This is a genomic window from Vibrio sp. YMD68 (genome assembly GCF_029958905.1).
GTDB lineage: Bacteria > Pseudomonadota > Gammaproteobacteria > Enterobacterales > Vibrionaceae > Vibrio.
Genome location: NZ_CP124613.1, coordinates 387,094 through 411,329, shown reverse-complemented (window position 1 = coordinate 411,329; position 24,236 = coordinate 387,094). Strand labels below are relative to the sequence as shown.

23 protein-coding genes are annotated in these 24,236 nt (G+C 43.3%); 8 read left to right on the top strand and 15 right to left on the bottom strand.

Going from position 1 to position 24,236, the window contains the following annotated elements; genetic code table 11:
• Positions 1 to 142 precede the first annotated feature (142 nt).
• Positions 143 to 772 carry a chemotaxis protein gene (locus QF117_RS01790; RefSeq protein ID WP_282385803.1) on the top strand — a complete coding sequence of 210 codons (630 nt, stop codon included), beginning with the start codon at positions 143 to 145 and terminating at the stop codon, positions 770 to 772.
• Entirely contained in the window at positions 750 to 1,490 is a 741-nt protein-coding gene (locus QF117_RS01785) for an MBL fold metallo-hydrolase (RefSeq protein WP_282385801.1), read from the top strand. Before QF117_RS01790 ends, QF117_RS01785 begins: the two co-directional genes overlap by 23 nt.
• Before the next feature lie 96 nt (positions 1,491 to 1,586).
• Here the strand turns inward: QF117_RS01785 and aroG are convergent, their stop codons facing one another.
• The 5 genes from aroG to QF117_RS01760 form a co-directional block, all read right to left on the bottom strand.
• Complete coding sequence (aroG, locus tag QF117_RS01780; RefSeq protein ID WP_017034760.1) at positions 1,587 to 2,639, bottom strand: 3-deoxy-7-phosphoheptulonate synthase AroG; 1,053 nt, start codon at positions 2,637 to 2,639, stop codon at positions 1,587 to 1,589.
• A 234-nt stretch (positions 2,640 to 2,873) separates the two neighbouring features.
• Positions 2,874 to 3,800 (bottom strand): heme o synthase, encoded by a 927-nt coding sequence (gene cyoE, locus QF117_RS01775; protein WP_282385799.1) that lies wholly within the window; start codon positions 3,798 to 3,800, stop codon positions 2,874 to 2,876.
• Positions 3,793 to 4,809 carry a COX15/CtaA family protein gene (locus tag QF117_RS01770; RefSeq protein ID WP_282385798.1) on the bottom strand — a complete coding sequence of 339 codons (1,017 nt, stop codon included), beginning with the start codon at positions 4,807 to 4,809 and terminating at the stop codon, positions 3,793 to 3,795. Before QF117_RS01770 ends, cyoE begins: the two co-directional genes overlap by 8 nt.
• 208 nt (positions 4,810 to 5,017) lie before the next feature.
• Complete coding sequence (locus QF117_RS01765) at positions 5,018 to 5,566, bottom strand: hypothetical protein (protein WP_282385796.1); 549 nt, start codon at positions 5,564 to 5,566, stop codon at positions 5,018 to 5,020.
• Positions 5,563 to 6,447 carry an SURF1 family protein gene (locus QF117_RS01760; protein WP_282385795.1) on the bottom strand — a complete coding sequence of 295 codons (885 nt, stop codon included), beginning with the start codon at positions 6,445 to 6,447 and terminating at the stop codon, positions 5,563 to 5,565. The genes QF117_RS01765 and QF117_RS01760 overlap by 4 nt, the downstream gene beginning before the upstream one ends.
• A 22-nt stretch (positions 6,448 to 6,469) precedes the next feature.
• On the opposite strand from QF117_RS01760, the gene QF117_RS01755 reads away from it, so the two are divergent.
• Complete coding sequence (locus QF117_RS01755; RefSeq protein ID WP_282385794.1) at positions 6,470 to 6,769, top strand: DUF2909 family protein; 300 nt, start codon at positions 6,470 to 6,472, stop codon at positions 6,767 to 6,769.
• A gap of 8 nt (positions 6,770 to 6,777) precedes the next feature.
• Here QF117_RS01755 and QF117_RS01750 read toward each other — a convergent pair whose 3' ends face one another.
• The 7 genes from QF117_RS01750 to QF117_RS01720 form a co-directional block, all read right to left on the bottom strand.
• A complete protein-coding gene (locus tag QF117_RS01750) occupies positions 6,778 to 7,662 on the bottom strand; it encodes a cytochrome c oxidase subunit 3 (RefSeq protein WP_282385793.1) in 885 nt (294 codons plus the stop codon).
• Positions 7,659 to 8,279, bottom strand: a complete 621-nt coding sequence (locus tag QF117_RS01745; RefSeq protein WP_282385792.1) for a cytochrome c oxidase assembly protein — start codon at positions 8,277 to 8,279, stop codon at positions 7,659 to 7,661. The genes QF117_RS01750 and QF117_RS01745 overlap by 4 nt, the downstream gene beginning before the upstream one ends.
• Complete coding sequence (ctaD, locus tag QF117_RS01740; protein ID WP_282385791.1) at positions 8,279 to 9,910, bottom strand: cytochrome c oxidase subunit I; 1,632 nt, start codon at positions 9,908 to 9,910, stop codon at positions 8,279 to 8,281. The genes QF117_RS01745 and ctaD overlap by 1 nt, the downstream gene beginning before the upstream one ends.
• Positions 9,907 to 11,085, bottom strand: a complete 1,179-nt coding sequence (gene coxB / locus QF117_RS01735) for a cytochrome c oxidase subunit II (RefSeq protein WP_282385789.1) — start codon at positions 11,083 to 11,085, stop codon at positions 9,907 to 9,909. The genes ctaD and coxB overlap by 4 nt, the downstream gene beginning before the upstream one ends.
• A gap of 385 nt (positions 11,086 to 11,470) precedes the next feature.
• Positions 11,471 to 12,010: an AAA family ATPase gene (locus QF117_RS01730; RefSeq protein ID WP_282385787.1), complete on the bottom strand. Its 540-nt coding sequence runs from the start codon at positions 12,008 to 12,010 to the stop codon at positions 11,471 to 11,473.
• A 113-nt stretch (positions 12,011 to 12,123) separates the two neighbouring features.
• Entirely contained in the window at positions 12,124 to 12,768 is a 645-nt protein-coding gene (locus QF117_RS01725; protein WP_282385785.1) for a fumarylacetoacetate hydrolase family protein, read from the bottom strand.
• Between the two features lie 281 nt (positions 12,769 to 13,049).
• Positions 13,050 to 14,078 carry a porin gene (locus QF117_RS01720; RefSeq protein WP_282385783.1) on the bottom strand — a complete coding sequence of 343 codons (1,029 nt, stop codon included), beginning with the start codon at positions 14,076 to 14,078 and terminating at the stop codon, positions 13,050 to 13,052.
• Between the two features lie 643 nt (positions 14,079 to 14,721).
• On the opposite strand from QF117_RS01720, the gene QF117_RS01715 reads away from it, so the two are divergent.
• Complete coding sequence (locus QF117_RS01715) at positions 14,722 to 15,345, top strand: glutaredoxin (RefSeq protein WP_282385782.1); 624 nt, start codon at positions 14,722 to 14,724, stop codon at positions 15,343 to 15,345.
• Positions 15,346 to 15,551: 206 nt separating this feature from the next.
• On the opposite strand, the gene QF117_RS01710 is transcribed toward QF117_RS01715, so the two are convergent.
• On the bottom strand, positions 15,552 to 15,902 hold the full coding sequence (locus QF117_RS01710; protein WP_282385780.1) for a hypothetical protein: 351 nt from the start codon (positions 15,900 to 15,902) through the stop codon (positions 15,552 to 15,554).
• A gap of 345 nt (positions 15,903 to 16,247) precedes the next feature.
• Here QF117_RS01710 and QF117_RS01705 point away from each other — a divergent pair, with 345 nt between their 5' ends.
• Complete coding sequence (locus QF117_RS01705; RefSeq protein WP_282385779.1) at positions 16,248 to 18,152, top strand: GGDEF domain-containing phosphodiesterase; 1,905 nt, start codon at positions 16,248 to 16,250, stop codon at positions 18,150 to 18,152.
• Between the two features lie 103 nt (positions 18,153 to 18,255).
• Here QF117_RS01705 and QF117_RS01700 read toward each other — a convergent pair whose 3' ends face one another.
• Together QF117_RS01700 and QF117_RS01695 are read right to left on the bottom strand one after the other, a co-directional pair.
• Positions 18,256 to 19,485, bottom strand: coding sequence for a peptidoglycan DD-metalloendopeptidase family protein (locus QF117_RS01700; protein WP_282386106.1), 1,230 nt, complete (start codon positions 19,483 to 19,485; stop codon positions 18,256 to 18,258).
• A gap of 306 nt (positions 19,486 to 19,791) precedes the next feature.
• The gene (locus QF117_RS01695; protein WP_282385778.1) at positions 19,792 to 20,532 is read right to left on the bottom strand and encodes a hypothetical protein; all 741 of its coding nucleotides are present in this window, start codon (positions 20,530 to 20,532) and stop codon (positions 19,792 to 19,794) included.
• A 444-nt stretch (positions 20,533 to 20,976) separates the two neighbouring features.
• Between QF117_RS01695 and QF117_RS01690 the strand changes: the two genes are divergently transcribed.
• The 3 genes from QF117_RS01690 to QF117_RS01680 all read left to right on the top strand — a co-directional run bounded on the left by QF117_RS01690 (position 20,977) and on the right by QF117_RS01680 (position 24,206).
• Entirely contained in the window at positions 20,977 to 22,347 is a 1,371-nt protein-coding gene (locus QF117_RS01690) for a YjiH family protein (protein WP_282385776.1), read from the top strand.
• A gap of 276 nt (positions 22,348 to 22,623) precedes the next feature.
• Positions 22,624 to 23,097, top strand: a complete 474-nt coding sequence (locus QF117_RS01685) for a hypothetical protein (RefSeq protein ID WP_282385775.1) — start codon at positions 22,624 to 22,626, stop codon at positions 23,095 to 23,097.
• 17 nt (positions 23,098 to 23,114) lie between these two features.
• On the top strand, positions 23,115 to 24,206 hold the full coding sequence (locus QF117_RS01680; protein WP_282385773.1) for a GGDEF domain-containing protein: 1,092 nt from the start codon (positions 23,115 to 23,117) through the stop codon (positions 24,204 to 24,206).
• The last annotated feature ends 30 nt before the right edge of the window (positions 24,207 to 24,236 follow it).

Genomic DNA, 24,236 nt, shown 5'->3' with positions numbered 1-24,236 from the left:
GCATAGCCAGGGCTATAGCAAGCACCCTTCGGATTCCGATACTGTTGACCGAATCGACGCTATTATTTGGCGAAGAGTTCTTGCACTTTAAATATGTGGTCTATAGTTAATCATTATAAGTTAATGAATATTGACAATATCTATGGCTAGTAAACCTGTATTTGTAATTGCAGCGGAAGTTGCCGCTGAGCTCAATCGCGGCATGCTGATCGCGAAACGATTGCTATTGGTCGCCAGCAATGCCAGAGCCTTAGCATTAAGAGCTGGGGAAAGTGCCGCTGGATTTCGCCCAATTACGGATTCCATAGATGACTTGGTTAAAGTCACCCTTGAAACGTCTCAAACCATCAATGTCAAAGCGCAAAATCTAAGCAAAATGGCCACCGCGGGCACCCGAGCCTCATCGGCCGTTGATCGGTTTGAATTGGTGTATTTAAACAATCCCGACGCACAATACCTTCGCACATTGGATACCGCCAGAGACAACAATCTCTCGGAATATTCAGAGATCAGTCATCGTTTTTATTCTGAAGCCAAAAGCCTTCATGACATGCTGCAAACACTGTATGACGAACTGAGGATTGCACAAATCATTTCCACCATGTTGAGCGTTGAGGCTTCTCAGGCTGACGAGAAATACCAAGCTCAGCTCAATACTATAGCCGAGAGCGTGACTGAACTTGCTGAAGCGATTCAAAAGCATGTTTTGCAATCCCTTAAACTCTTTTCTCTTTTTGCCAGGGTGAACTATGCAATCAAAAGTACTGTATGAAAAAGGACAACATCGATGGGTTGTTTTTGCTCGAGATCCAGATAAACCAGATAAAATTGTCGATACGAATCAGTACATGATCGTTAACCGTGATCAGGCGATATTACTTGACCCTGGTGGTATTGAGTTATTTTCAGCCATGCTAGGTTGTGTAGTCAAAGAAGTGCCCATTGAACACATCGTGCATTTGTTTGCCTCCCATCAAGACCCCGATATTATCTCTTCTCTCGGTTTATGGGATAAAGCTTTACCGTCGGCCACCCTGCACACTCCTTGGCTGTGGGAATCCTTTATTCGGCATTTCGGTATGGAGTCTATTACCTTTTCAGGCATTGCCGATAATGGGGGGAAAGTGCTTCTTTCCGGTCAGGAAATTCAATTCATACCCGCTCACTACATGCATTCATCCGGCAATTTTTCAGTTTATGATCCGGAAGCAAAGATACTCATGTCTGGTGATATTGGTGCCGCGATGGATCAGCCTGACGCGCCGTTTTTTGTTGAGAACTTTAACGACCACATTCCAAAAATGGAATACTTTCACAAGCGATGGATGCCTTCAAACCGAGCCAAACGGGATTGGATTGAAAGAGTCAGTAAATTGGATATCGATATGATGTGCCCACAGCATGGGGGAATTTTCCAAGGGGATGATGTGAAGCGATTTCTTGACTGGTTAGATGCATTAGATGTCGGTATTGCGATTAACTCAAATTAGCTTATTAGCTATTAACCCATTAACCCATTAACCCATTATGATACACAAAAAAATGGCTTTCAGATGAAAGCCATTTGCTCATTTTATTGACTCAGTCTAAGCGTTACGACGAGCTTCGACTGCATCAGCCAGTTGGCGTAATACTTTTTCTGTGTCATCCCAACCAATACATGCGTCTGTGATCGATTGACCATAAGCCAGCGGTTGACCTTCGACTAAATCTTGACGGCCTTCGACAAGGTGAGATTCAATCATCACACCGAAGATAGCGTTTTCGCCACCCGCAATTTGGTTCGCTACGTCGTCAGAAACCACCATTTGACGCTGGTACTGTTTAGAGCTATTAGCGTGACTAAAGTCGATCATCACTTTCTCTGGTAGGCCAGAAGCAGACAACTCTTGTTTAATAATACCAACATGGTCAGCACTAAAGTTCGGCTCTTTACCACCACGTAGAATGATATGACAATCTGGGTTACCACTGGTTTCAATGATTGCAGAGTGCCCAAATTTAGTCACAGATAAGAAATGGTGAGAGGCACTTGCGGAACGAATCGCATCCGTCGCTATTTTGATATTACCATCGGTACCATTTTTAAAACCGACTGGACAAGAGAGACCAGAAGACAGCTCACGGTGGACTTGAGATTCGGTGGTGCGAGCGCCGATGGCTCCCCAACTAATAAGGTCACCCACATATTGTGGCGAGATCATATCGAGAAACTCACTCGCTGTCGGCATGCCCATATCAGTCAGGTCTAGCAACAGTTTACGCGCTGTACGTAGCCCATCATTGATCTTGAATGTATCATTTAAGTATGGGTCGTTGATTAAGCCTTTCCAGCCAACGGTAGTACGCGGTTTTTCAAAATAAACACGCATCACGACTTCTAGGCGATCACCCAGTTCGTCACGCAGTACTTTTAATCGCTTACCGTATTCAATCGCGGCTTCTGTGTCATGAATAGAGCAAGGGCCAACGATCACTAATAAACGGTCATCTTTATCTTGTAGGATATTTGAAATCGCTTCACGAGATTGGAACGTAGTCGAAGAGGCTGTTTCAGTTGCTGGAAATTTCTCTAAAACAGCAACGGGTGGTAATAGTTCTTTTACTTTGTTAATTCTTACATCATCAGTCTGAAACATTGCGTACTACTTCCTATTTGTCTAACTTCCGAGTTTATCGGTACCAAATACAATACAGGGACTCGGTGAATCATTTCCTGTTGCTTGTAACTTATCGACTAAGCAGGAAAAGTTCAATCATTAATTTAAACAAAAGGCAATATTACCTATATATTTACACTTTAACTTTGATGTATATTTTTATTTACACCCAATTCATTACTTACTCATTGCTTGCTCATCATTGACTAAAAGCTAGACGAGGTAATGATCGAGCAGCAGCGCTGCAAACAAAACCATCAGATGGTAGATAGAAAACTTAAACGTCTGCATCGCTTGCCCGCTGTTATCCGTGAATTTCAGTTTCCATGCTGATTGAATGAAACCAGCACTTAACGCTAATGAAACGGTGAGATAAATGACGCCACTCATTCCCACTAACACGGGCAACATACAAACAAGCGCGAGCAACACGGTATAAAGCAGAATCGACGTTTTGGTGTACTCAACGCCATGAGTGACAGGTAACATAGGGATATCAGCACGAGCGTAATCGTCTTTTCTATGTATCGCCAAAGCCCAAAAATGTGGCGGTGTCCATATGAAGATAATCATCACTAGTAACCAAGCGTTCGCGTGTAATTCACCCGTGATTGCCGTCCAGCCTAATAACGGTGGCATTGCACCGGCTATCCCAGCAATAACAATATTCTGCGGCGTCGCTCGTTTTAAATACAAGGTATAAACAACGGCGTAACCGATTAAGCTCGCAAACGTCAACCATGCGGTTAAGCCGTTCACCATGGTGTATAACAATATAAAGCCAATGATACCCAGTGATAAAGCAAACAGGAAAACACGTACTGCGGCGACTTCTCCTGAAGGCAAAGGACGCTTATAAGTTCGAGCCATGATGGCATCGATTCTTCTGTCTATTAGGTGATTGAATGCGGCAGCAGCGCTGGCCATCAAACCAATACCAATAAGCCCAAACAAAGTTGGCTGCCACGGTAAATGACTGGTCGTCGATAAGCACATTCCCACCACAGCAGTTAATAGCATCAAGGCAATCACTTTAGGCTTGGTTAATGCAAGATAGACTTTCCATTTCGGTTTGGATTTCAGTTTCGATCTTGGTTGAGATTGGACATTTTCCTCTATAACCATTTGTGATTTATTCATGAACACTCTCCTTGCCAAACTCTATTTCCCTATTAGGCTGCCAAAGTAAAAAATTGGTATGCAATACCGCTAACACTAATAGTGCCGCCCCTAAATTATGGGCAACCGCAATGCCGAGTGGCAGATAAAGCAGAACATTACTCACCCCAAGAGCCACTTGCAGCATCAATACCAATAGTAGTCTCCAGCCTACTCCACTAAGCTGAGGTTCTGCGCTCGCAATGCATCGAGCAGCCAAATAAATGACGGCGAGAGCGGTAATAATGGCACCGATTCGATGTGACACATGAATTGTCATCCTAGCGCTGTAATCCAGAACGCCAAACTCATAATTGGAGTGACCTGCTTGGAACAAATCGAAAGCAGAATGGAAATTGAGCTGTTCGATCCAGTTACCTTCACAAATAGGTAGGCTACTACACATCAATGCGGCATAGTTTGAGGAAGTCCACCCACCTAACATGACTTGCAATACGACCACAATGAAAGCAAATAATGCAGCGGTTCTCAGTGAAGGAGGAACCAGCGTCTGATGGATCGGTTCACGCTGTCGATTCAATCGCCAAGCGATCACCGATAACAAGGCCAGTACGGAAAATCCTCCGATTAAATGCGCCATCACCACAATGGGCAATAGTTTCAGCGTGACTGTCCACATCCCTAACAAAGCTTGAAAGATAGTGACCACGCTCAATATAATAGGAAGCGTTGGTGTCATTGATTTTTGACGGATACACAAGGCGGTTATCGCAAAAATGATCAGACCTAATGTCCCCGCTAAATAGCGATGAATCATTTCTAACCACGCTTTTTTGGGTTCAACCGCTCGCTCTGGAAATGCGCTGTTCGCCTCTGAAATTTCTTGGCCGCTTGGCACTAGTATCTGCCCGTAACATCCAGGCCAATCTGGGCAGCCTAAACCAGCATCCGCCAAACGTGTATAGGCGCCCATCCCAATGACAAAAATCGACAAAACTATTGCGGTTCGAACTAACACCATCAATTTCATACACATTCCCTGTTTCTAGATATTCCCTATTGCCTCGTATTACTAACTGTTTCGTGTTACTAACTGTTTCTTGTTCCTTGCTTCTTGTTCCTTGCTTCTTGCTTCTTGCTTCTTGCTTCTTGCTTCTACAAGAAAGACATAGCTTATTTCTCTTTACGTAAATTCTCACTACGTAAAGATTCAATACTTAACGGCTCAAATACTCAACTTAACCAACCCGAGATAATTTGAGTAGCTTTCTAAAGTCTGCGAGTAACCCTTTACTCTGAGCCACCAGATCACCTTCATTGTTGGCTTTCGGGTAACGAATGACCAGCTGCCCTAATGGGTCAACGATGACGGTTTCAAACTCGCCAACACGCTCAGAAAACGCTTCGGTCACTTCAATGGCTCGATAATGAAAATCTTTCACTGCATTGGTATCACTTCGTTGCGTCAATAAAAGCACGGGTTCGACTCGCTCTTTATATTGACCGAGGGCGATATAGCTTTGCCCCAAAAGGTGGAGTTGTTTTTCGCAGAATGTGTCACATACTTCGGGGACGGCATACGCCAGTTGCCAACTTTGTTGCTCTAGTGGGTTATCCGTACCCAATTGACTGAATGTTGTCGAAGGCTCGATTAACACCCCTTGGTTAGTGACACCGGGTTCATACCAATGGTTTGCTAGAATCAACTTGGCACTGATCACTGGTATCGCAAAAACAAAAATAAGCGATAACAATAAAAGTCGGCCCCGCCAAACAGTATTTTTCATATATTTTCCTTATGACGACGATTATTTTCTGCTAAGCCCGTATTTTCTGTTACACCCTTACCCTCTACTAAGCCATTAGTTTCTAAAGCATAGTCCATATTTTTTGAGCCATCTTGGTTAACGTCCAAAACCGGGTTATTCGCATCGACATCATGGCCTTGTATCTTTATTTTTTTCACTGCGCGCACCAGTACATAACCACTTAATAGCGCAAAAACCAGCGCCATTGAAAACCACTGAACCGCGTATCCAAAGTGCTTAGCTGAACGCATAGGAACCGGCTGCCAGGGTTGTAGATAAGGCCAGTCATCTTGCTGAGGTTGAAAGACAAACGGCTCTAATGTGAGGCCCAGTTCACGAGAAAGATAGGGGATATTGAGATTTTGAATCCGCAATGGATTGGTCTTTTCTAGGCCAAGATCGCTGCTTAATGGATTGATCGACTTTTGGTACAAACGCCCTTCCATCGCCTGTGGTTCATCTATCCATGTCACATTTGGAAGTTGTGATCGCTGCTTTAAACCTGCCACAAAGCCTCGTTCAAGCAGAAAAAACCGTTGATCTCCGTCAGACACCACCTGATACGCGAGATACCCAACTTTCCCCTCAAAGGTTTGGTTGTCTAACAGTACGGTCGCGACATCGCTCAACGGAAGTGGAGTGACATCCACTGAGACTTTAACCCCAGTCAATGATTGAAGGTCAAAGCGGCTAACCGCTAAATCTAAAGAAATCGAAGGCGCATTAAGTCGTTGCGACAATTCAGATTCGACTTGCTGCTTATCCTCACCCCGCGACAACTGCCAAAAACCCAGTTTGACCAAAGCAGAAAAGACAACCACAGTTAACAACATACCAAACCAAAAACGTATTGAACTCAATAACGTCCTTAAAGGCCAAACTATGTCGTTTCTCTTTAAAGTCATTTTGATCCTGCTTCTGCTGTTTATCGTTATCAATCTCGCTATCGCGTTAGTCAGAATGGTGAGAACTCCCTCTTCAGAGCAAAGTTCTGTTTCAGAGCAAGAGCCTTATTCAGAGCAAAGTCCTGACTCAGCGCACTCTACTTCTTCCCCAAAAGACACCCAGCGATCCATGAGTTATTACCTGGGCCGACGAGTGATGATTTCCGCTTTCGTCGTCATCCTGATTCTCATTGCGCTGATGGGAGGCTTCATAGAGCCAAATTCTCGACCTTATTAATGGCACTCTTAGATGACATAAACGAAAATAAACAAACTCAGCCACACCACGTCAACAAAGTGCCAATACCAACTTCCCGCTTGAAAAGCAAAATGGTCTTGGGGTGTGAAGTGATCTTTTGCAATCCTCCCTAGAAGCACCACCAAGAACAGGGTCCCGAGGAAAACATGCAAACCATGAAAGCCGGTTAATAAGAAGAACGTATTGCCGTAAATACCCGACGACAGCGTGAGCCCCATGTCCTGATAAGCGTGGCTGTATTCCACCATTTGGTAGTATAAGAAGAAGCCAGCCAGGACAATCGTCAGCTCTAACCAGACGATTAAAGCCATGCGCTTATTGGTTTCAAGGCTAATATGTGCCATATGCAGAGTAATGGAAGACAGCAGCAACAAAATGGTGTTAACAAGAGGTATTCCCTGCCATGGCATCGCTTGAGTAGTTTCGCCTCCAGGGGTGAGCTCCAAAGGCCACATAGCCTCAAAGGCAGGCCATAAAACCTCGTGAGTCATGGCATTGTTGCCCGCCCCACCAATCCAAGGAACCGATATCATTCGGGCATAGAACAATGCACCAAAAAACGCACCAAAAAACATCACCTCAGAAAAAATAAACCAACTCATTCCTTGTCGAAATGAACGATCTATTTGATCGGAATAAAGACCAGACAGTGACTCCGATACAACATTGGCAAACCAACCTGCAAGTATCGCTAGTAGCACCACAAATCCGATAGATAACACAATCCGACCAAAAGTACTTCCAGCGCCTTGGGACTCTAAGTTCTGTACCGTTAACCCAGCGCCTACCGCGACGAGAAACAACGCGACGGCAGCGAGAATAGGCCAACTACTGTGCGCAGGAACATAATAATGTTGATGTTTAGAACTCATGGTTTGCTCCTTGCAATACGTGTTTCATCCGCCTGTATCGCCACGGTTGGGCTAATTTTCTCAACATCTGTGATGTCGTATAAAGAATAGGACAAGGTTAATGTATGAATGGAATTTGGAATATCGGGTTCAATGTAGAAAATAAGTGGCATTTCCGCTTTTTCACTGGCTGCCAGCGGCTGTTGATTGAAGCAGAAACACTCGATTTTATTAAAATACGCAGCGCCAAGGCCCGGAGAAACAGAAGGGACCGCTTGACCCACAAGTGCCGTGTCCGATTCGTTGTACGCGATATAAGCCGTTTGTATAACCTGCCCAGGATGAACGTCCATCACGGTTTGCTTAGGCGCAAATTGCCAAGGCATGCCTTGATTAATATGAACCATAAACTCCACACGAACGGTTCGAGAAGTATCAGGCTCCATTCCCTTTGGTTGTATCGCTGAGCTCGTATTGGTTTTTCCATTGATGCCCAATGTGTCGCACATCACGTCATAAATAGGCACCAATGCAAAACCAAATCCAAACATTGCCACCACCGCGAACAGCAGTTTTATCGTGAGTTTTTTATGAGGCTTACTGGGTTGATTTTTTGCATTCATTGCACTCAACTCCATTAATCCACTTTAGGTGGCGTGGTGAACGTGTGATGGGGCGCAGGGCTAGGCACTGTCCATTCGAGCCCTTCTGCGCGATCCCAAGGCTTCGCCGGCGCTTTCTCTCCGCCACGGATACATTTGATCACGACCCATAAGAAAATCAGTTGCGAAAACCCAAAGATGAACCCGCCAATTGAGACGATTTGGTTGACATCAGCAAACTGGATGGCGTAATCAGGAATCCGCCTTGGCATACCGGCCAAACCCAAGAAGTGCATAGGAAAGAAGAGAATATTGACCGAGATAACGGAGCACCAAAAGTGCAACAGGCCGAGTTTTTCATCATACATATTGCCGGTCCATTTCGGTAGCCAATAGTACGCGGCGGCCATAATTGAAAAGACCGCTCCCGACACCAAAACATAATGGAAATGTGCCACGACAAAGTAAGTATCGTGATATTGAAAATCAGCGGGGACGATCGCAAGCATTAATCCAGAAAGGCCACCAATCGTAAAGAGCACAATAAATGCGATAGAAAACAGCATGGGCGTTTCAAACGTCAGCGAACCTTGCCACATTGTCGCCACCCAATTGAAGACTTTAACCCCCGTGGGCACTGCGATCAACATGGTGCAATACATGAAAAACAGTTCCGCAAAAACAGGCATTCCCGTGGTAAACATGTGGTGAGCCCAAACAAGGAACGACAACAAGGCGATACTGCACGTTGCGTACACCATTGAGTGGTAACCAAACAGTTTCTTACCGCTGAATGCAGGTAATATAGCGGAGACAACCCCAAACGACGGTAAGATCATGATATAAACTTCAGGGTGTCCAAAGAACCAGAATATATGCTGGAACAAGACCGGATCTCCGCCCCCCGCCGCATCAAAAAAGCTGGTGCCAAAATACTTATCCGTTAGAACCATGGTCACAGCACCGGCTAACACCGGCATGACAGCGATAAGCAAAAACGCGGTGATCAGCCATGTCCAAACAAACAACGGCATTTTGAACCAAGTCATGCCTGGAGCTCGCATATTTACAATAGTCACAATGACATTGATTGCCCCCATGATTGAACTGATCCCCATGATGTGCACAGAAAACACAAATAACGCGGTACTATCTGGGCCATAGGTAGTCGATAGCGGCGCGTAGAATGTCCAACCAAAGTTCGGGCCACCGGCGGGTGTAAAGAGTGATCCAATCAGTATTAAAAAGGCAAAAGGTAGAATCCAAAAGCTGAGGTTATTCATTCTCGGCAACGCCATATCAGGCGCACCAATCATCATAGGTATCATCCAGTTGGCAAGACCGGTGAAGGCTGGCATCACGGCACCAAACACCATGATAAGACCGTGGACTGTGGTCATTTGATTAAAGAAATCCGGTTCAACGAGCTGCAATCCTGGTTGAAATAATTCCGCCCGAATCACCATCGCCATCGCCCCACCGGTGAAAAACATGATGAGACTAAACCACAAATATAGAGTCCCTATATCTTTGTGATTGGTTGAAAATAGCCAGCGCCCTATCCCAGTCGGGGTATGATGTTCATCATGATCAACGCCATGCGCACCGCCCATATCGGCATCGGTAGCTTGCGCCGCTTTTATTTTGCTATCCATAGACTTGTTCATTGCGCTGCTTCCTTAGGATCTTCTGATTGAGACGACTTTCCCTTGAACTCGTTGACATCAGAGGCCTGAACGACATCACCCGTATCGTTGCCCCACGCATTCCGTTGGTAAGTAATCACCGCCGCTAATTCTTGCTCACTAAGCTGATTCACAAACGCTTGCATTGCCGTTCCTGAACGCCCGTTCACCACGATGTCTAAATGATCATCGATATTACCCGTCGCGATCTTGCTGCCTTTAATAGCAGGGAAGGCACCCGGTATCCCCGTACCTGCCACTTGGTGACAGACGGCACAGCGATCCACATAGATCTGTTCGCCTTGAGTCATTAATTCCTCTAGCGACAACGAGGCAGTCAGCGCCGCGTTGGCTTGTTGCTGAGCCAGCGCTATCTCTGCTTTTTTATCGGCTAACCAGGTTTCATACTTTGATTCTTCCATGGCATGAACCACGATAGGCATAAACCCATGGGCGCGGCCACATAACTCGGCACACTGACCGCGATAGACACCAGGCTTATCTATTTTGGTCCAAGCTTCATTAATAAAGCCGGGAATCGTATCCTTCTTGACAGCAAAGTCTGGTACCCACCAAGAGTGGATAACATCGTCGGACGTCATTAAAAAGCGAATCTTTCGATTTATAGGGACAACGAGTGGATGATCAACCTCGAGTAAATAATGCGCACCTTTCTCTTCGATACCTTCGATCTGTTTTGAGGAAGTCGCCAGTAAACTATAAAACTCAACATCCTCACCAAAATAGCTGTAGTGCCATTTCCATTGAGAACCCGTTACTTTAATCGTCAGTTCAGACTGAGACGTATCTTCCATCGCGATAAGAGTTTTTGTCGCTGGGATCGCCATCGCGACCAAAATGATGATCGGTATCACCGTCCAGATAATCTCGACTTTGGTGCTCTCATGGAAGTGAGCGGCAACGGCGCCTTTGGATTTACGGTGATTAAGAATGGAATAAAACATCACCCCAAAAACAACAAGGGCAATAGCACAACAAATGTAAAAAATTAGCATGTGCAAATCGTAGACTTGCTGACTAATACCCGTCACACCTTGAGTCATATTCATTGAAGATTCTGCAAAAACGCAAGGTGAAAAAGTAAAGAGCAGCGCTATACCACTCCATAGCCAGCTCGTGACTGATCGTCTTTTCAAAAGAGTTCTCCTCTGCCCATACACCACCAACCTTAGTGAACCATTTAAATGGCAATGACCCATTTGAAATTTGGTATGGTAAATTCCCTAGAAACAGCTATTCCAGAACATTTTGTTACATTTATGTTAACTAATGCTAGTTAGGGAATGTCAAATGCGCAAGAAAGTGATAACAACAAACGGCGATGTCTCACGAACAAACAGGGTTAAAACTCGCCGCTGAGAATCGTAGAATTATTGGTCAGTTATGTTGCCTGCCAGTGATACCAAGGAGGAGAGAGCTCTTATAGTTTCGATTGGGGGAAACGAACAAGCTGGCAGACGAGGTAAAGAGTCCCAATCTGCCGAAAGTAATCACTCTGTTTAGATAATGTCATCTGAAGGTTTAAGCGGTAGATAACGAAGATAGGGTTAGTTGATTGAGTAGGTCTTGCGCCAGTTCTTGCGGGCTACGATGGCTTGAATCGATGACAAAATCGTAATCCATTTCCTGGTGCACGAGAGGAAATTCGTATTCAGCTAAACCAATGGCTCGGTCTCCACGCGCTTTTTCTCGCTTTTTGGCGACGTCCAGATCGCATTTAACACCGATAGTACAGACAGTGTAGTATGAAAGAAGTGAACGGAGTTGTTGGTATTCTTTCTTATCTACCCATGCATTATCGAGTATCAACTTCACGCCAGATTCTAATAAGCTCGGGATGCAGCGGTGATACCCCTCGACCAATTGGGCGTAATCGTAGCCCTGCCGATCAATGGCTCGCCCTTCCATCATGGCTTGTAAGTCACTAGGCGGCAGAGCATATAATACCGCGTCGATACTAAAATTAAGAAACTGGTATGGAAGCAGCTCTTGAAGTTGCTTAGCAATGCTGGTTTTACCGCTACTTCCTGTTCCGTTTAAGATAATGACATCAGGTAACATAGGTGTGCCTACATAGAAAAAATAAAAGGAGTGAATAACGCCATGACAGAAATACGCAGTTATTCGGTTATCAATTTCTGATCTATAAAATTATTGAACTATAAATTATTCAGCTATTCAGCTACCCATTCTATTTCTATTAACGTCGTTTCCCCACACTTTAAACGCGCGAGAAAAATATCGCCTTGGTGAACTTCCCCTACCCCTTTTGGGGTCCCTGTCATTATGATGTCGCCATCGCAGAGCGTCGTATAGGTTTGAAGCTCAGCCAAAATAGTCGATGGAGAGTAAATCATTTCATTCACACTGCCGCACTGAACACGCATACAATTGATGAACAGTTCGATCTGAAGTTGATGAATGTTAATATCTCGTATTGAAACAAAACGGCTAAAGACGGCAGAATTATCAAAGCTCTTGGCGCGTTCCCATGGAAGCCCCTTTCCTTTTAGTTCAGATTGCAATGCGCGTTTGGTGAGATCAAGGCCAATCCCGACTGCATCGATTTGCCCGCGCTTAATAACGAAGCAGATTTCACCTTCATAATGGATGGTGTCGGATTCTGAAAGTTGCAACCCACCCGATCGCACAGCGTTCGATAAGAGACGATGTGTTAACGCACTATTGGGTTTATTGAACACCACCATTTCATCGGGAACGGCGTTATTCAGTTCTTGGATATGTTCAAGGTAGTTGCGGCCAATACAAACAATTTTAGAAGGGGTTACCGTGGTGTCATCAACTCGTACGCTATGCATGATTCTTCCTTGAATATTAAAAACAGAGCCAAATACAATCGAGTGCAAATAATAACCGACTCGGGCGTTATTTATATGACTTTTAAAGCAAACCTAGCGACTTAAATGTAAAACTAAGATCATCCACTCAAAGTGATGAATCCGATATCTCGCCGATGTCGTTTATGCTCCTCGTATTCATTTCCTACAGACAATAAAAAACACCTTCTATAAATAGAAGGTGTTTCACTATTTGGCGTAACGTTAAACCGTTACTGCGTTCTGTCCTTTAAGCAAGAAGCTTATAGGTAGAAACGTGCGCCAAGAACCCATTTGCTATCAGTATCTTGCTTAGCACCTGAGAAGTCTTTATCGTTTAGATCGAACTGGTAACCCGTGTAACCTACGATGTTTGAAGCAAAGTTGTATTCTACTTGTAGAGCCAGCTCTTCACGAGTTGTCGCTTTAGAGTTGTCAATCAGGTCTTTCGCTTCGTTTGTTTCGTAGTTGATGCTGAAGTTCATGCTGTTAGCCAGTGCGTATGCAGCAAGTAGTTCGTATGAATCAGATTCAGCACGCACAACTTTCTTATCTTCAGTCATGGTATAAACACCAGCAAGGTATAGACCGTTGCCGTATGAACCGTAAGAAGCTGAAACAGTATGAATATCTAGAGAGCCTTTAGAACCAGAAGCAGCAACGTCACCAGTGCTGTATGCGTAGCCTAAAGAACCACCCATGATTGCATAAGAAAGAGTCGCTTGAACGCGGTCTTTGTATTCTGGGTAAACATCACCCTCAGTAGCACCTTGCCACGCAAGACCAATGTTCAGCGCACCAGCGTCAGCGAAATCAAAACCGTTACGGTAAGAAACCATGTTATCCGCACGAGTTAAACCGATTTTAGCAAAGTCATCACCAGCGTATAAGTAATCATTGGCAAACGCGATAGGCATATCAGTCACACCCGCTACGTCGTAATATGGTGCCCATTGAGTACCGACTACAGCGCGACCTAGCTCTTCATGAGTAAGACCTACGTAACCAAGACGAGTAGTGAATGCGTTCTCACCGTTAGTCAGGTAGTTAAGTGCCCATTCGCCACGTGCATCGACTTCAAAACCGTTACCTAGGTCTTGAGTTGCCGTGAAGTTGATACGTGGAGAGTTAGTACCTACTTCTGTATCACCTTTCTCTGAACCGTTAAGGTTAACAGAAACGTGGCCGCCCATAGAGAACGTAGTACCGTCGTTGTTGTACAGTTCAACAGCAACAGCTTGAGTACCGAATGCAGAAGCAGCGATTGCTACAGCTAATAGTTTTTTATTCATTTTAAAGTCCATATATACGTTTGGTTTGTCCACTGACAACCCGATGCATCACTCTAATTAGTGGTGTTACACCTTGGTTAACAAGTGCATCGACTGTACCTAGCGATTCAGGAAAAGTTGCATAAAATGATGTAAAACAAAAAAAAGTGCATATAAATTAATGTGAAACATTAAAAATCATAGAGTTACAGCGCACATCTCATTCCAAATCAAAAATGTGAACTGGTTAACAAGTTGACACACTCATAAAATAGGCGATCTAAATCACACTTTTAGAATGCAGACATACAGAATAAAACTCAAATGACACAACCTTATTCACAAAGCAAATACAACAAGCGGCATCAGATAGATGAATTTTGAATACTGTTTTATTAGGATAACTCATTGATTCAATGCTTATGTGATTCTGCTTCCTGATATTTGAGTCCGGTAGTTCTTGAGCCATTACCTGCAATCCATTGAACTGGATATACAACGGGTTAAACCTCATTCTACCTGCTTTTTTATGGCCACCTCGCCAAGCAGGACTCTAAACCGAGCGAGTTCAACCTACCTCTTCGGTGGTTTTATGTTACTTTTCATGAAATTTATCGCGCTGCATTCCGTTCTATTAGGTTATACGAGCCATTGGGATAAGATTATGACGACACCAATTAAGATTACACTGTATCGCTGGGGCGGAAGCTGGGGACCATTCAAAGTGAATATACCTTGCGGAGAATGCACATTAACCAAAGATATCTTACTCGATACCTTTGAAACCGAGTTAGAAGGTATTCCTGTCGAACTTGAGGTCAAAGACTGGTTATCTCATTGGTGGGAGCCACTCAAACTCGGTTCTTGGCATGCACCCATCCTTGTGGTTGAGGGAAAAGTGATCAGCCAAGGGGAAGCACTCAATCGTGGCGTGCTTGTTCAATCGGTCATTCAAGAGTGGGTTAAGAAAGACACGCTTAAGGGTAATATTGTCTATGGCAAAGCGACTTGCCCATTCTGCGTGAAAGCTAAAAACCTGTTAGACAATGCAGGGATTGAATACCGTTACCACGATGTGGTTAAAGACAGTGCTGCACTTTACCGCATGATTCCGGAAGTCAAAGCCCATATTGGTCAAAAGACCCCCGTCACGGTTCCACAGATCTGGCTTGATGGTCAATATATAGGTGGAGCAGATAATCTCGAAGAGTGGATAAAGGTCAATAAACCAGAAGGTATTCCAGACAACGTCGTTCCCATGGAGTCCAATAATATCTCAGCCGGATAACCCTATCATCTGGTTAACAGTGATTAACAATTCTCCAGTAAACGGTTTCTTGATGCACTATAGAAACAACCTTAGCGCTAGATGACATAAACCCTACCGTTAAATTAAATAAACGCTGACAGATAAAACAAACGACGTTGGCAATAAAAAGCCCCTTGATGATACTGACATCATTCAAGGGGCTTCATTTATGAGGTGAAGATAATCTAACCGCGTTTCGGCTGACGGTAGGTTTTACCCGCCACCTGGTAGGTTTCTTTCTGCTTCATTCCAAACTGGGCATCAAAGAACCAGGCAACAAACTTGATAACGTCATCGCCTTCGTTCATCACATGCTCGACAAACTCTTGCTCTTCACCTTGCTCATTCTCTTCCACGGTTACGTGGTAAATACGCGATTCACCTTCAACCTCAGCTAAGGCAAACTGACCACTCAGTGAGGCCGCGACTTCCGCAATGTCAGCATCGTCACTGGCTTTTAATGCTTCCAATGCTTGTGGAAGCCCTTCTAGTTGGCATAACGCTTTGACTAGTGTTTCAAATTCATTGTGTTGCATTGTCATTACTCACAAAAGATACAGGTCACATTGTATAACGTTCACATCAACTATTCATCACATCCGTTCATCGTGGCCTTAATTCATCATCCAAAACAGCCCATTCCACTCCCTATAAGCACAGAAACAAGCACAGAAACAAGCAAGAAAAGTACCTGTTTCCCCAAAGCATAACGTTAGAAATATTTTTTCAATTTAACGCTCTGATTAACCGTTGAAAAATCTTTAGACTCGGTTGAATGGATCCCACCTCGTTTGCAATAAAGCGTGATCTCTACCATAGTGATTAAGTGCATATACTTATTATAAAAAAGCTAACAATACACCACAACGTGAGATCTCAATATGGCTATGAGGCTAACAAACACGGGTGCCATAGGCTTAGATGAAGTGAATGAGACTTTGTTTATGGAAGGCACCGCCCTGCTCGACCATGTCACAGTTCAATTGCATCAGCGATTTCAAAGTTTTTCTACTTGCATTGTTGAGTTCGATAAACTTCGCTACCAAGCGAAGACAATCTCGTGTGTCCGAAATCAATCGGTGCAAAATAACTTTATCTACCCACTTAAAAACACACCTTGTGAACACGTGTTTAGAGAGCAAGTATTTAGAGAACCGTCAGTTAGAGAACAAGTATTGAGAGGACAAGGACACTGGAAACAATCCGAATACCTTTTTTACATCGATAACCTCACCAAGCATTACCCTCTCGACGGCTATATCAAAGAGAATCACTTACGTGCTTATATTGGTATCCCGCTAAAAAATCAAAAGGGCGAAACATTAGGCGTCTTGCTTTCCACATTTGATAAACCCATTGATGACCCTGAGAGCGTTTTAGCTTACCACCAATTATTCGCGAACATTATCGTTCATAGCTTACGTGAAAAATGGCTTGCTAAGCGATCTGAGAGCCTGGTCAATCAGCTCAACTATGAGGTTTCTCACGATAACTTAACGGGTTTACGAAACCGCTGCAGCCTATCGGATCAACTAGAGGTGCTGACTCAATCTTCACCATATCCTTTCACATTGGCTTATGTCGATATTGATAATTTCAAATCCATTAATGATCTCTATGGTAACTATATTGGTGATCAGGTGTTACGGTTTGTCGCCAGTACAATTAGCGATAATGTCCCAGAACAGCACTTAGCGTTTAGGATATCTGCCGATGAGTTTGCATTCATTACTTACGATAGAGACCCCATTAAAGTTTGCCATGAAATCATTCACCTTTTACATCAAGGTTACAAAGACCCATCACACGGCGTGAGTATTTCGGTCAGTATTGGAATAACTCGAACCCAAGATAAAATGTTCACCGCTGATCAACTCCTTCTTAACGCGAGTCTTGCCCTCAAAGACTGTAAAAAAACCTCTGGGACAAAAATACGCTGTTATAACTCTCAATTAAGTGGACTGTATCATCGTAAAAACCAGGTCATCAGTGCGTTGAGAAATGAACTGAAGAAATCAAAAGAACAGCCGAGTGAGATTTTTGTCGCCGCTCAACCTATCGTACATAAACATGGTGACTCTTGGCGCTATTTTGAGGTGCTTGCTCGATGGAACAGTAAGTTCTTTGGAACCATCGCTCCCATCGAGTTTATTGAAGCGGCAGAGCAATCCGGATTAATTCTTGAATTAGGAGAGCGGATCATTCAGCTGGCTTGCGAAGCAAAGTTAGAACTTGAAAAAGGGTTTGGTCACAAAGTAAAGTTAGGTATCAACTGCTCCGCGTATGAACTAAGCAGCTCAGAAAGATATATCCAGCACCTAACGAGTACGATCAGCGCCTATGGATGTGATCCCCATGATTTCGTCATAGAGCTTACAGAAACGGTCCTAATCACCCATGGCGATAAAGTAAAGTCCGTTTTAGACAGATTGAGAGCATTTGGATTCACCATCGCACTTGACGACTTTGGAACGGGATACTCCAGTTTGAACTACCTTCACCGATACCCTATCGATTGTATAAAAATAGACGCGAGCTTCGTGCGAAACATGCTGAACAATCAAAAATCGGAACGTGTAGTCAAACTGATTATTCAATTAGCGGAACAACTGAATGTCTCTCTTGTCGCTGAAGGCGTTGAAACAAAAGAGGCCCTCGACAAACTCTACCTGATGGGTTGCACACAAATACAAGGGTATTATTTTTCCCGTCCCAAAACGCCAATAGAGTTAATCAAAGACTATTTTGAACGAGATAACACCAGTGTAAAGATAAAATCGGCATAGAAAAGACATTAAGTGATTGAAACAAATTCAATTAATGTCTTTTCATCTCATTTATGAATGATGCTTAGGTACTGACATATTTAACTATCAATGGGTAGCTACATTAAAGCTCTGCGCTGAGTAGGTTGTTTAGCTCGTTACGTCTTGCCACAAATCCAGCCAGTTCTTTCTTCGGTACTGAATTGGCCATCGGGATATTGGCGGTCATCGGATTCACCGCTCGGCCACGAACCATCAATTCATAATGAATATGAGGGCCTGTCACACGTCCTGTTGCTCCAGCTAAACCAATGCGCTGCCCGCGATTCACCTTTTGGCCTTTGCGTACCAATATTTTGCTTAGGTGCAAATAGCGCGTTTTGTAAGTACTGCCGTGCTGAATCACCACATATTTCCCCGCATAAGGGTGATTACGAGTCATAATAACCACTCCATCCCCTGTTGATACAATAGGGGTTCCCGTTGGAGTTGCCCAATCGGTTCCATTGTGTGGTGAAACTCTGCCCGTAACAGGGTGAAGACGCTTAGGATTAAAATGAGAGCTTAATCGGTATGAGCCATTCACTGGCTTGCGTTGAAACGCACGTTGTAAACTGTTGCCTTCATGGTCATAGTACTGCCCATCTCTATGGAGGTAAGCCGATACTTCTCGACCTCGATTAACAATTTTAACCGCCTGAATTTCTCGGTTACCGGTTAATGTATCATCGACATATTGACGAGACTGAACAATCTCAAACTGATCACCTGCTCTTAAGTCTCTAGAAAAATTAATTTTATCCTTGAGTAACGACACCACATGCTCAATTTCAGCACTGTTTAACCCCACACGATTAACGGACTGAGAAAAACTGCCATTGATCTCCCCAACCAATGGGAATTCAACCCAATTACCCGGGATACGTATCTCTTCAAATTCGTAGTCACCATCTTCTAACCGCGTATACACCACCTGCTCCACAATACTGAATTCAAGCGCCATTTTTTTGAGATCTGAGCCTTGTTCACCTTGCCAAAAGCGCAATGTATTTCCTGGTTTTAAGGTATCTAACGCTAAGTAGTTCACGTCTGTTTCCATAATCCGCATCATATCTTGGTAGCGAAACCCAAGGTGCTGAAAGATCGAACTGAGATTATCGCCCGGTTGGATAACATATTCATAATCAGGCATGTCGACACGGCTAACAGCACTGTCAGAACTAACGGAACTGTCTAAAAACTCATTGACAGGATTTGAACTCGTTAACGAAAGCTCTAATGTCGTTTGCATTGAACGTGGGGTGAGCGATGAAACAAGAATGAAGGCGACGATAGGTAAGCTAATAGCGACCATTATTTTTCGCTTAGAGAGCGAAGAGTAGCGGCTTACGATTGAATTTGAACTCACAAAACATTCCAATTTAAATACTGTATCTGGCGATTAGGTTAAGGGTTTCTCAACAAAATGTCATCTGACTAGCGAATATTCAGCACAAAACTGTGCGTTTCATTAATTCTCACTGCCATACATAACCATATATCATTGAGAAAAATATGAGAGTAAGCACTTACATTACACATTTACAATGAATGTTTAACACTTTCGTAAACATATAACAGTATCAACTTGACCGAATCAATGAACCGTTATGATTCGCAGCTAAGAGGCACCAGCTGGAGTGGCTGTTGCGTCGACTAATACACGAACCAGACGATAATCATTCGTAATTTGGAACCGTTGCACTTCTTCGACTGACGCGGGGGATGACATCGCTTGATTAATAGAACGAGTTAAAAACAAAACAGAAACGTCCTCCACACGATCTTTATCATTTGTCGCCGCTGATTCTTCATGAGTCCGTTCTTTTTCATGAGTTTGTTTTTTTTCATAAGCCAATGGATAGATAGCAAGCTCTTGAATGTCGACCCGATCGCCGAGCAATTGATAATCCCCTAATATCATTCGATCTCTTTGCGCATCATAACGAAATAACGCCAGATAGTAGAAAACGCCGCTTCCTTGGTTCGACACCGCGAGCGGAGCAACAAACACCTTCTCATCCTCTACCTCAATAGACTTCAACCGCTGAATATCGATAAAAATACTGCCCCGCTCTTTGCCGTCATCGTATTCACCTATCGCCTTTTTACTTCCCTCGTTAAGGTAATTAACAAATGCAAACGCGTGGGTTTCTGGCACTTGTATCGTCAATGGGTTACTTGAATTAATACCAAAAAGTTGCGAGACAATCGCATTATTGACGACCTCATGGTTTGGAAATTTTTGCATGATCTCTTCATCACTCAAGCTAAATCGATAGACGCCTGCGACTATAACCACCACTAAGAGAAAGATAGGAATCAGCAAAATAAGTGGAATAGGTAAAATACGTTTTTTCATGGTCTATAGACTCTAACAACATAAGGGAGGAGAAGCAGTGAGTGGTATTCTATACTCTACGATACGCTATCACAATTTGTGTGTGCTCTATGGCTTAAAGGTAAGCAACTGGTAAATATAACGTCAATTCATATTGCTGACTGCTGCTGTGGGCTAATCAAGGTCAACGGTTGAGGGAGCCTATCCGGCCCGAAAAGTGGTTTCTGCTTTGAATGCCCAAAAACCACACAAAACACTAACATTCTTCATACAAACAATACTAAATACACCTAAAAGTCAGCCACATAGAGATAGAGACTGAATATTTAGCGATATTTAATGAATATTCTTGCACAAAAGAGCCTTTATCGTTATTCTTGCCACCCATAAAATAATAAGGATGTTTAGACATTTTTTCGCTACGGATATGAGCAAAATTTGACTAGTAGTAACATGAGCAAAACAATGAATAATCAAACTCAATCAATGGAAACGCCGAAACACAAAGGCAACTTTTGGATGTTCTTCATCCCGTCGCTCGTCGGCTTATTCCTATTCATGGCGCCTATTAGCTATGATGGCAACCTGACTATCCCTGTCGCTGTGCTTGCTAAGTCAATTCAAGCTCTGTTTGGTGATCACCTTGTCGCAATCATTGCATCCATCATTGCTTTTATGGCTATCGCATCTTTGGCTTATAAGGTTTACCAACCAACCTTTATTAAGAACAATGCTTTTTTACACGGCCTATTTAGCCCTTCACCATTATGGTTAGCGGTTCGGCTTGTGGGTGGCTGTGCGGTGTTGATGACTTTTTTCCAAGTTGGTCCGACGGCAATTTGGGAAGAAAATACTGGCGGGCTAGTGTTAGAAGGCTTATTACCTACGCTTTTTTCTGTCTTTATTTTTGCCGGTTTACTCCTCCCACTTTTACTTAATTTTGGGTTGCTTGAGCTATTTGGCACGCTACTGAGCAAAATTATGCGCCCTGTATTCAACCTGCCAGGCCGCAGTGCGATTGATTGTATGGCTTCATGGCTTGGGGATGGCAGTGTCGGTATCTTGCTTACAAGTAAGCAGTATGAGAATAAATTCTATACTCAGCGCGAAGCTGTCGTTGTCGGTACGACGTTCTCTGCCGTTTCGATTACTTTTAGCCTTGTTGTCATCGCACAGGTTGAGCTAGAACACTTGTTTCTCCCTTTCTATGGTGCGGTGTGTCTTGCTGGTCTTGTCGCTGCGATCATTATTCCTCGCTTACCACCACTGAGTCGTAAAAAAGACACTTTCATTGATGGGTCAGAACGTGACAAAGACGCCGATGCGATACCCGACGGCCACTCGACTTTCTCTTGGGGCCTTGAATTGGCGCTAACCAAAGCAGGACAAGTAAAGTCTCTTAAGTCAGTGTTTGGGGAAGGAATAAAAAATGCCATTGATATGGTCTTTGGTGTGCTTCCTGTTGTTATGGGTTTAGGAACTATCGCACTGGTTATCGCTGAATATACCTCTGTATTTTCGGTTCTTGGCCAGCCATTTATCCCATTTCTTGAACTATTAGGTATTCCTGAAGCGGCGCAAGCATCGCAAACTATCGTTGTCGGTTTTGCTGATATGTTTATTCCCGCTATTCTTGCCGCATCAATAGAAAGTGAAATGACTCGGTTTGTGATTGCAGCAATGTCGGTTACTCAGCTCATTTACATGTCTGAAGTCGGCGCGTTGCTACTCGGTAGCCGTATCCCAGTGAACATTTTTGAACTGTTTGCGATATTCATTCTTCGAACCCTGATCACGCTTCCCGTGATCGCAGGTGTGGCACATATTATCTTCTAGACACGCAGTTCAATCTTTATGTCTATGACCATTGCTGTCTCTGATGAATGATGAATAGAACCCAATAACAAACCTCGCCTCGGCGGGGTTTCTTTTTGTTTTCACTTCACAAAAATAACTTTGTTGCATATTAATTAGTGATACTACTGACTAATTGGTTACTATTTAATGTAAAGCAATGGCTGTTCCCTTATACTTAGGATTAATTCACTGTCTAATTGATAACCTTAAAACGGATACTAATTAGGCTGTTCTATTGATTTAAAGGTTAACGGCATGAAATGGATTTTCTCACTAATACTTTTACTTTTTTTCAGTTTTTCAGCTTTAGCGACGCCTCTAGTCATCCGTAGCGATGATGCCGTTGTAACTTTGTCCTATGAACAAATCAGTCAAGATATTCCAGTCAGCTCCTTTTCAACCAAGCTTCCCTGGTTCAAACAACCAAAATCATATTCAGGTATGCGAGTCACCGATTTAATCGATTACTTGAATAAAGATTCCGAGAGCATCCATTCCCTCTCTTTTATTGCACTAAATGACTACGCCGCAAACTCAAATATCGACGATATTCTGAAATATGAACCCATCATTGCCTACATGATGGACGAAAAAAAAATGAAAGTACGAAATAAAGGTCCTTACTGGCTGGTCTTTAATGTAGACAAATACCCTGAGATTGCTAACGATGTCTTTTATAACCAAATGGTTTGGCAAATTGACGAAGTTATCATTCACTCGAAGCCGTAAAGAACCGTTGATATCGTATGCACACTTTTATCTCTAAATCGAAAAAATTACTCATTGTTCTATCAATACTATTGATTGTCGCGAACTTCTTTATTCTATCGACAACACGCGAATTAACTCGCTCTTATACCAACTCCCAAAATCAAGCCACTTGGTTTCTACTTCAGTTATCGAAACAATTATCGGAGCTAACCGCCATTACCCCTTACACATTGGATGGTGACGCAGAACATAAGAAAACATGGCTAAAATACGAACTGACTTGGAGCCGATTTGACATCCTGCTCTACAATCAAGAATCTCATGGATTTATGTCTTTAGAAGGGGCTCATGACTTTTTTGAAGCGCTGTTCTTTAGATTTCAACACCTAGAAGAGCCATTTAACAACATAAAAACTCAAGATGATGTCTTAATCATTAGCGAACAGCTCAATCAAATTTACGCGGATATGATTGCTTACATTAATAAAAACTATCGGTTGAAAAACCCCATACACAAGGAACGTATGCAACAGGCGCAGCAAATCGCGAATATCCAGTATGTACTTATGCTCTTACTGTTCAGCTGCATTGGACTTGTGAGTTACATCTATTATCAAGAATCTAAGCACCATAAAGCACTGGCTTTTACCGATACGCTCACCGGAATTTCTAATCGCTTCTCTCTGTTTGAAGCGCTCAATCATAAGCAGAAGAATCAGCCTTTTTCACTGTTTCTTTTGGACCTAAATGGATTTAAAGCCGTCAACGATAGTTTCGGTCATCAAGCAGGAGATGAAGCACTCACTCAAATAGCTTGGCGACTCAGCACCATGATCCCATCAAGCAATTATAAGGTATACCGAATGGGCGGCGATGAATTTGCACTGATTTTAAATTCAAATAGTCCGGTGGAAATTCGCAAAATGCACGGTTTTATTGAAGCTTGCTTTGAAGAACCCATACACCTTAAAGGTGGCTATAACACCCGATTAGGTTGCAGTGTCGGAACGAGTATTTACCCGGACGATTCGAAAGAAATTAACCAGCTCATATCCATCGCTGACCACAATATGTACCAGATGAAATTTGCTGATACCGATCGCCCACGAACCGAACAAAAGCGATAAGACAACGTTACTACTTTTACGTTTAAATCA

Excerpts from the sequence above, each read along its gene's own strand:
- QF117_RS01765 (WP_282385796.1), bottom strand. The coding sequence starts at position 5,566 with ATGAAAAATACTGTTTGGCGGGGCCGACTTTTATTGTTATCGCTTATT.
- aroG (WP_017034760.1), bottom strand. The coding sequence starts at position 2,639 with ATGTTTCAGACTGATGATGTAAGAATTAACAAAGTAAAAGAACTATTA.
- QF117_RS01710 (WP_282385780.1), bottom strand. The coding sequence starts at position 15,902 with ATGCAACACAATGAATTTGAAACACTAGTCAAAGCGTTATGCCAACTA.
- QF117_RS01720 (WP_282385783.1), bottom strand. The coding sequence starts at position 14,078 with ATGAATAAAAAACTATTAGCTGTAGCAATCGCTGCTTCTGCATTCGGT.
- QF117_RS01685 (WP_282385775.1), top strand. The coding sequence starts at position 22,624 with ATGAAATGGATTTTCTCACTAATACTTTTACTTTTTTTCAGTTTTTCA.
- QF117_RS01680 (WP_282385773.1), top strand. The coding sequence starts at position 23,115 with ATGCACACTTTTATCTCTAAATCGAAAAAATTACTCATTGTTCTATCA.
- cyoE (WP_282385799.1), bottom strand. The coding sequence starts at position 3,800 with ATGAATAAATCACAAATGGTTATAGAGGAAAATGTCCAATCTCAACCA.
- QF117_RS01700 (WP_282386106.1), bottom strand. The coding sequence starts at position 19,485 with ATGGTCGCTATTAGCTTACCTATCGTCGCCTTCATTCTTGTTTCATCG.
- QF117_RS01715 (WP_282385782.1), top strand. The coding sequence starts at position 14,722 with ATGACGACACCAATTAAGATTACACTGTATCGCTGGGGCGGAAGCTGG.
- QF117_RS01745 (WP_282385792.1), bottom strand. The coding sequence starts at position 8,279 with ATGGAGTTGAGTGCAATGAATGCAAAAAATCAACCCAGTAAGCCTCAT.
- QF117_RS01770 (WP_282385798.1), bottom strand. The coding sequence starts at position 4,809 with ATGAAATTGATGGTGTTAGTTCGAACCGCAATAGTTTTGTCGATTTTT.
- QF117_RS01750 (WP_282385793.1), bottom strand. The coding sequence starts at position 7,662 with ATGAGTTCTAAACATCAACATTATTATGTTCCTGCGCACAGTAGTTGG.
- QF117_RS01690 (WP_282385776.1), top strand. The coding sequence starts at position 20,977 with ATGAATAATCAAACTCAATCAATGGAAACGCCGAAACACAAAGGCAAC.
- QF117_RS01785 (WP_282385801.1), top strand. The coding sequence starts at position 750 with ATGCAATCAAAAGTACTGTATGAAAAAGGACAACATCGATGGGTTGTT.
- QF117_RS01730 (WP_282385787.1), bottom strand. The coding sequence starts at position 12,010 with ATGTTACCTGATGTCATTATCTTAAACGGAACAGGAAGTAGCGGTAAA.
- QF117_RS01695 (WP_282385778.1), bottom strand. The coding sequence starts at position 20,532 with ATGAAAAAACGTATTTTACCTATTCCACTTATTTTGCTGATTCCTATC.
- QF117_RS01755 (WP_282385794.1), top strand. The coding sequence starts at position 6,470 with ATGTCGTTTCTCTTTAAAGTCATTTTGATCCTGCTTCTGCTGTTTATC.
- QF117_RS01790 (WP_282385803.1), top strand. The coding sequence starts at position 143 with ATGGCTAGTAAACCTGTATTTGTAATTGCAGCGGAAGTTGCCGCTGAG.
- ctaD (WP_282385791.1), bottom strand. The coding sequence starts at position 9,910 with ATGAACAAGTCTATGGATAGCAAAATAAAAGCGGCGCAAGCTACCGAT.
- QF117_RS01705 (WP_282385779.1), top strand. The coding sequence starts at position 16,248 with ATGGCTATGAGGCTAACAAACACGGGTGCCATAGGCTTAGATGAAGTG.
- QF117_RS01725 (WP_282385785.1), bottom strand. The coding sequence starts at position 12,768 with ATGCATAGCGTACGAGTTGATGACACCACGGTAACCCCTTCTAAAATT.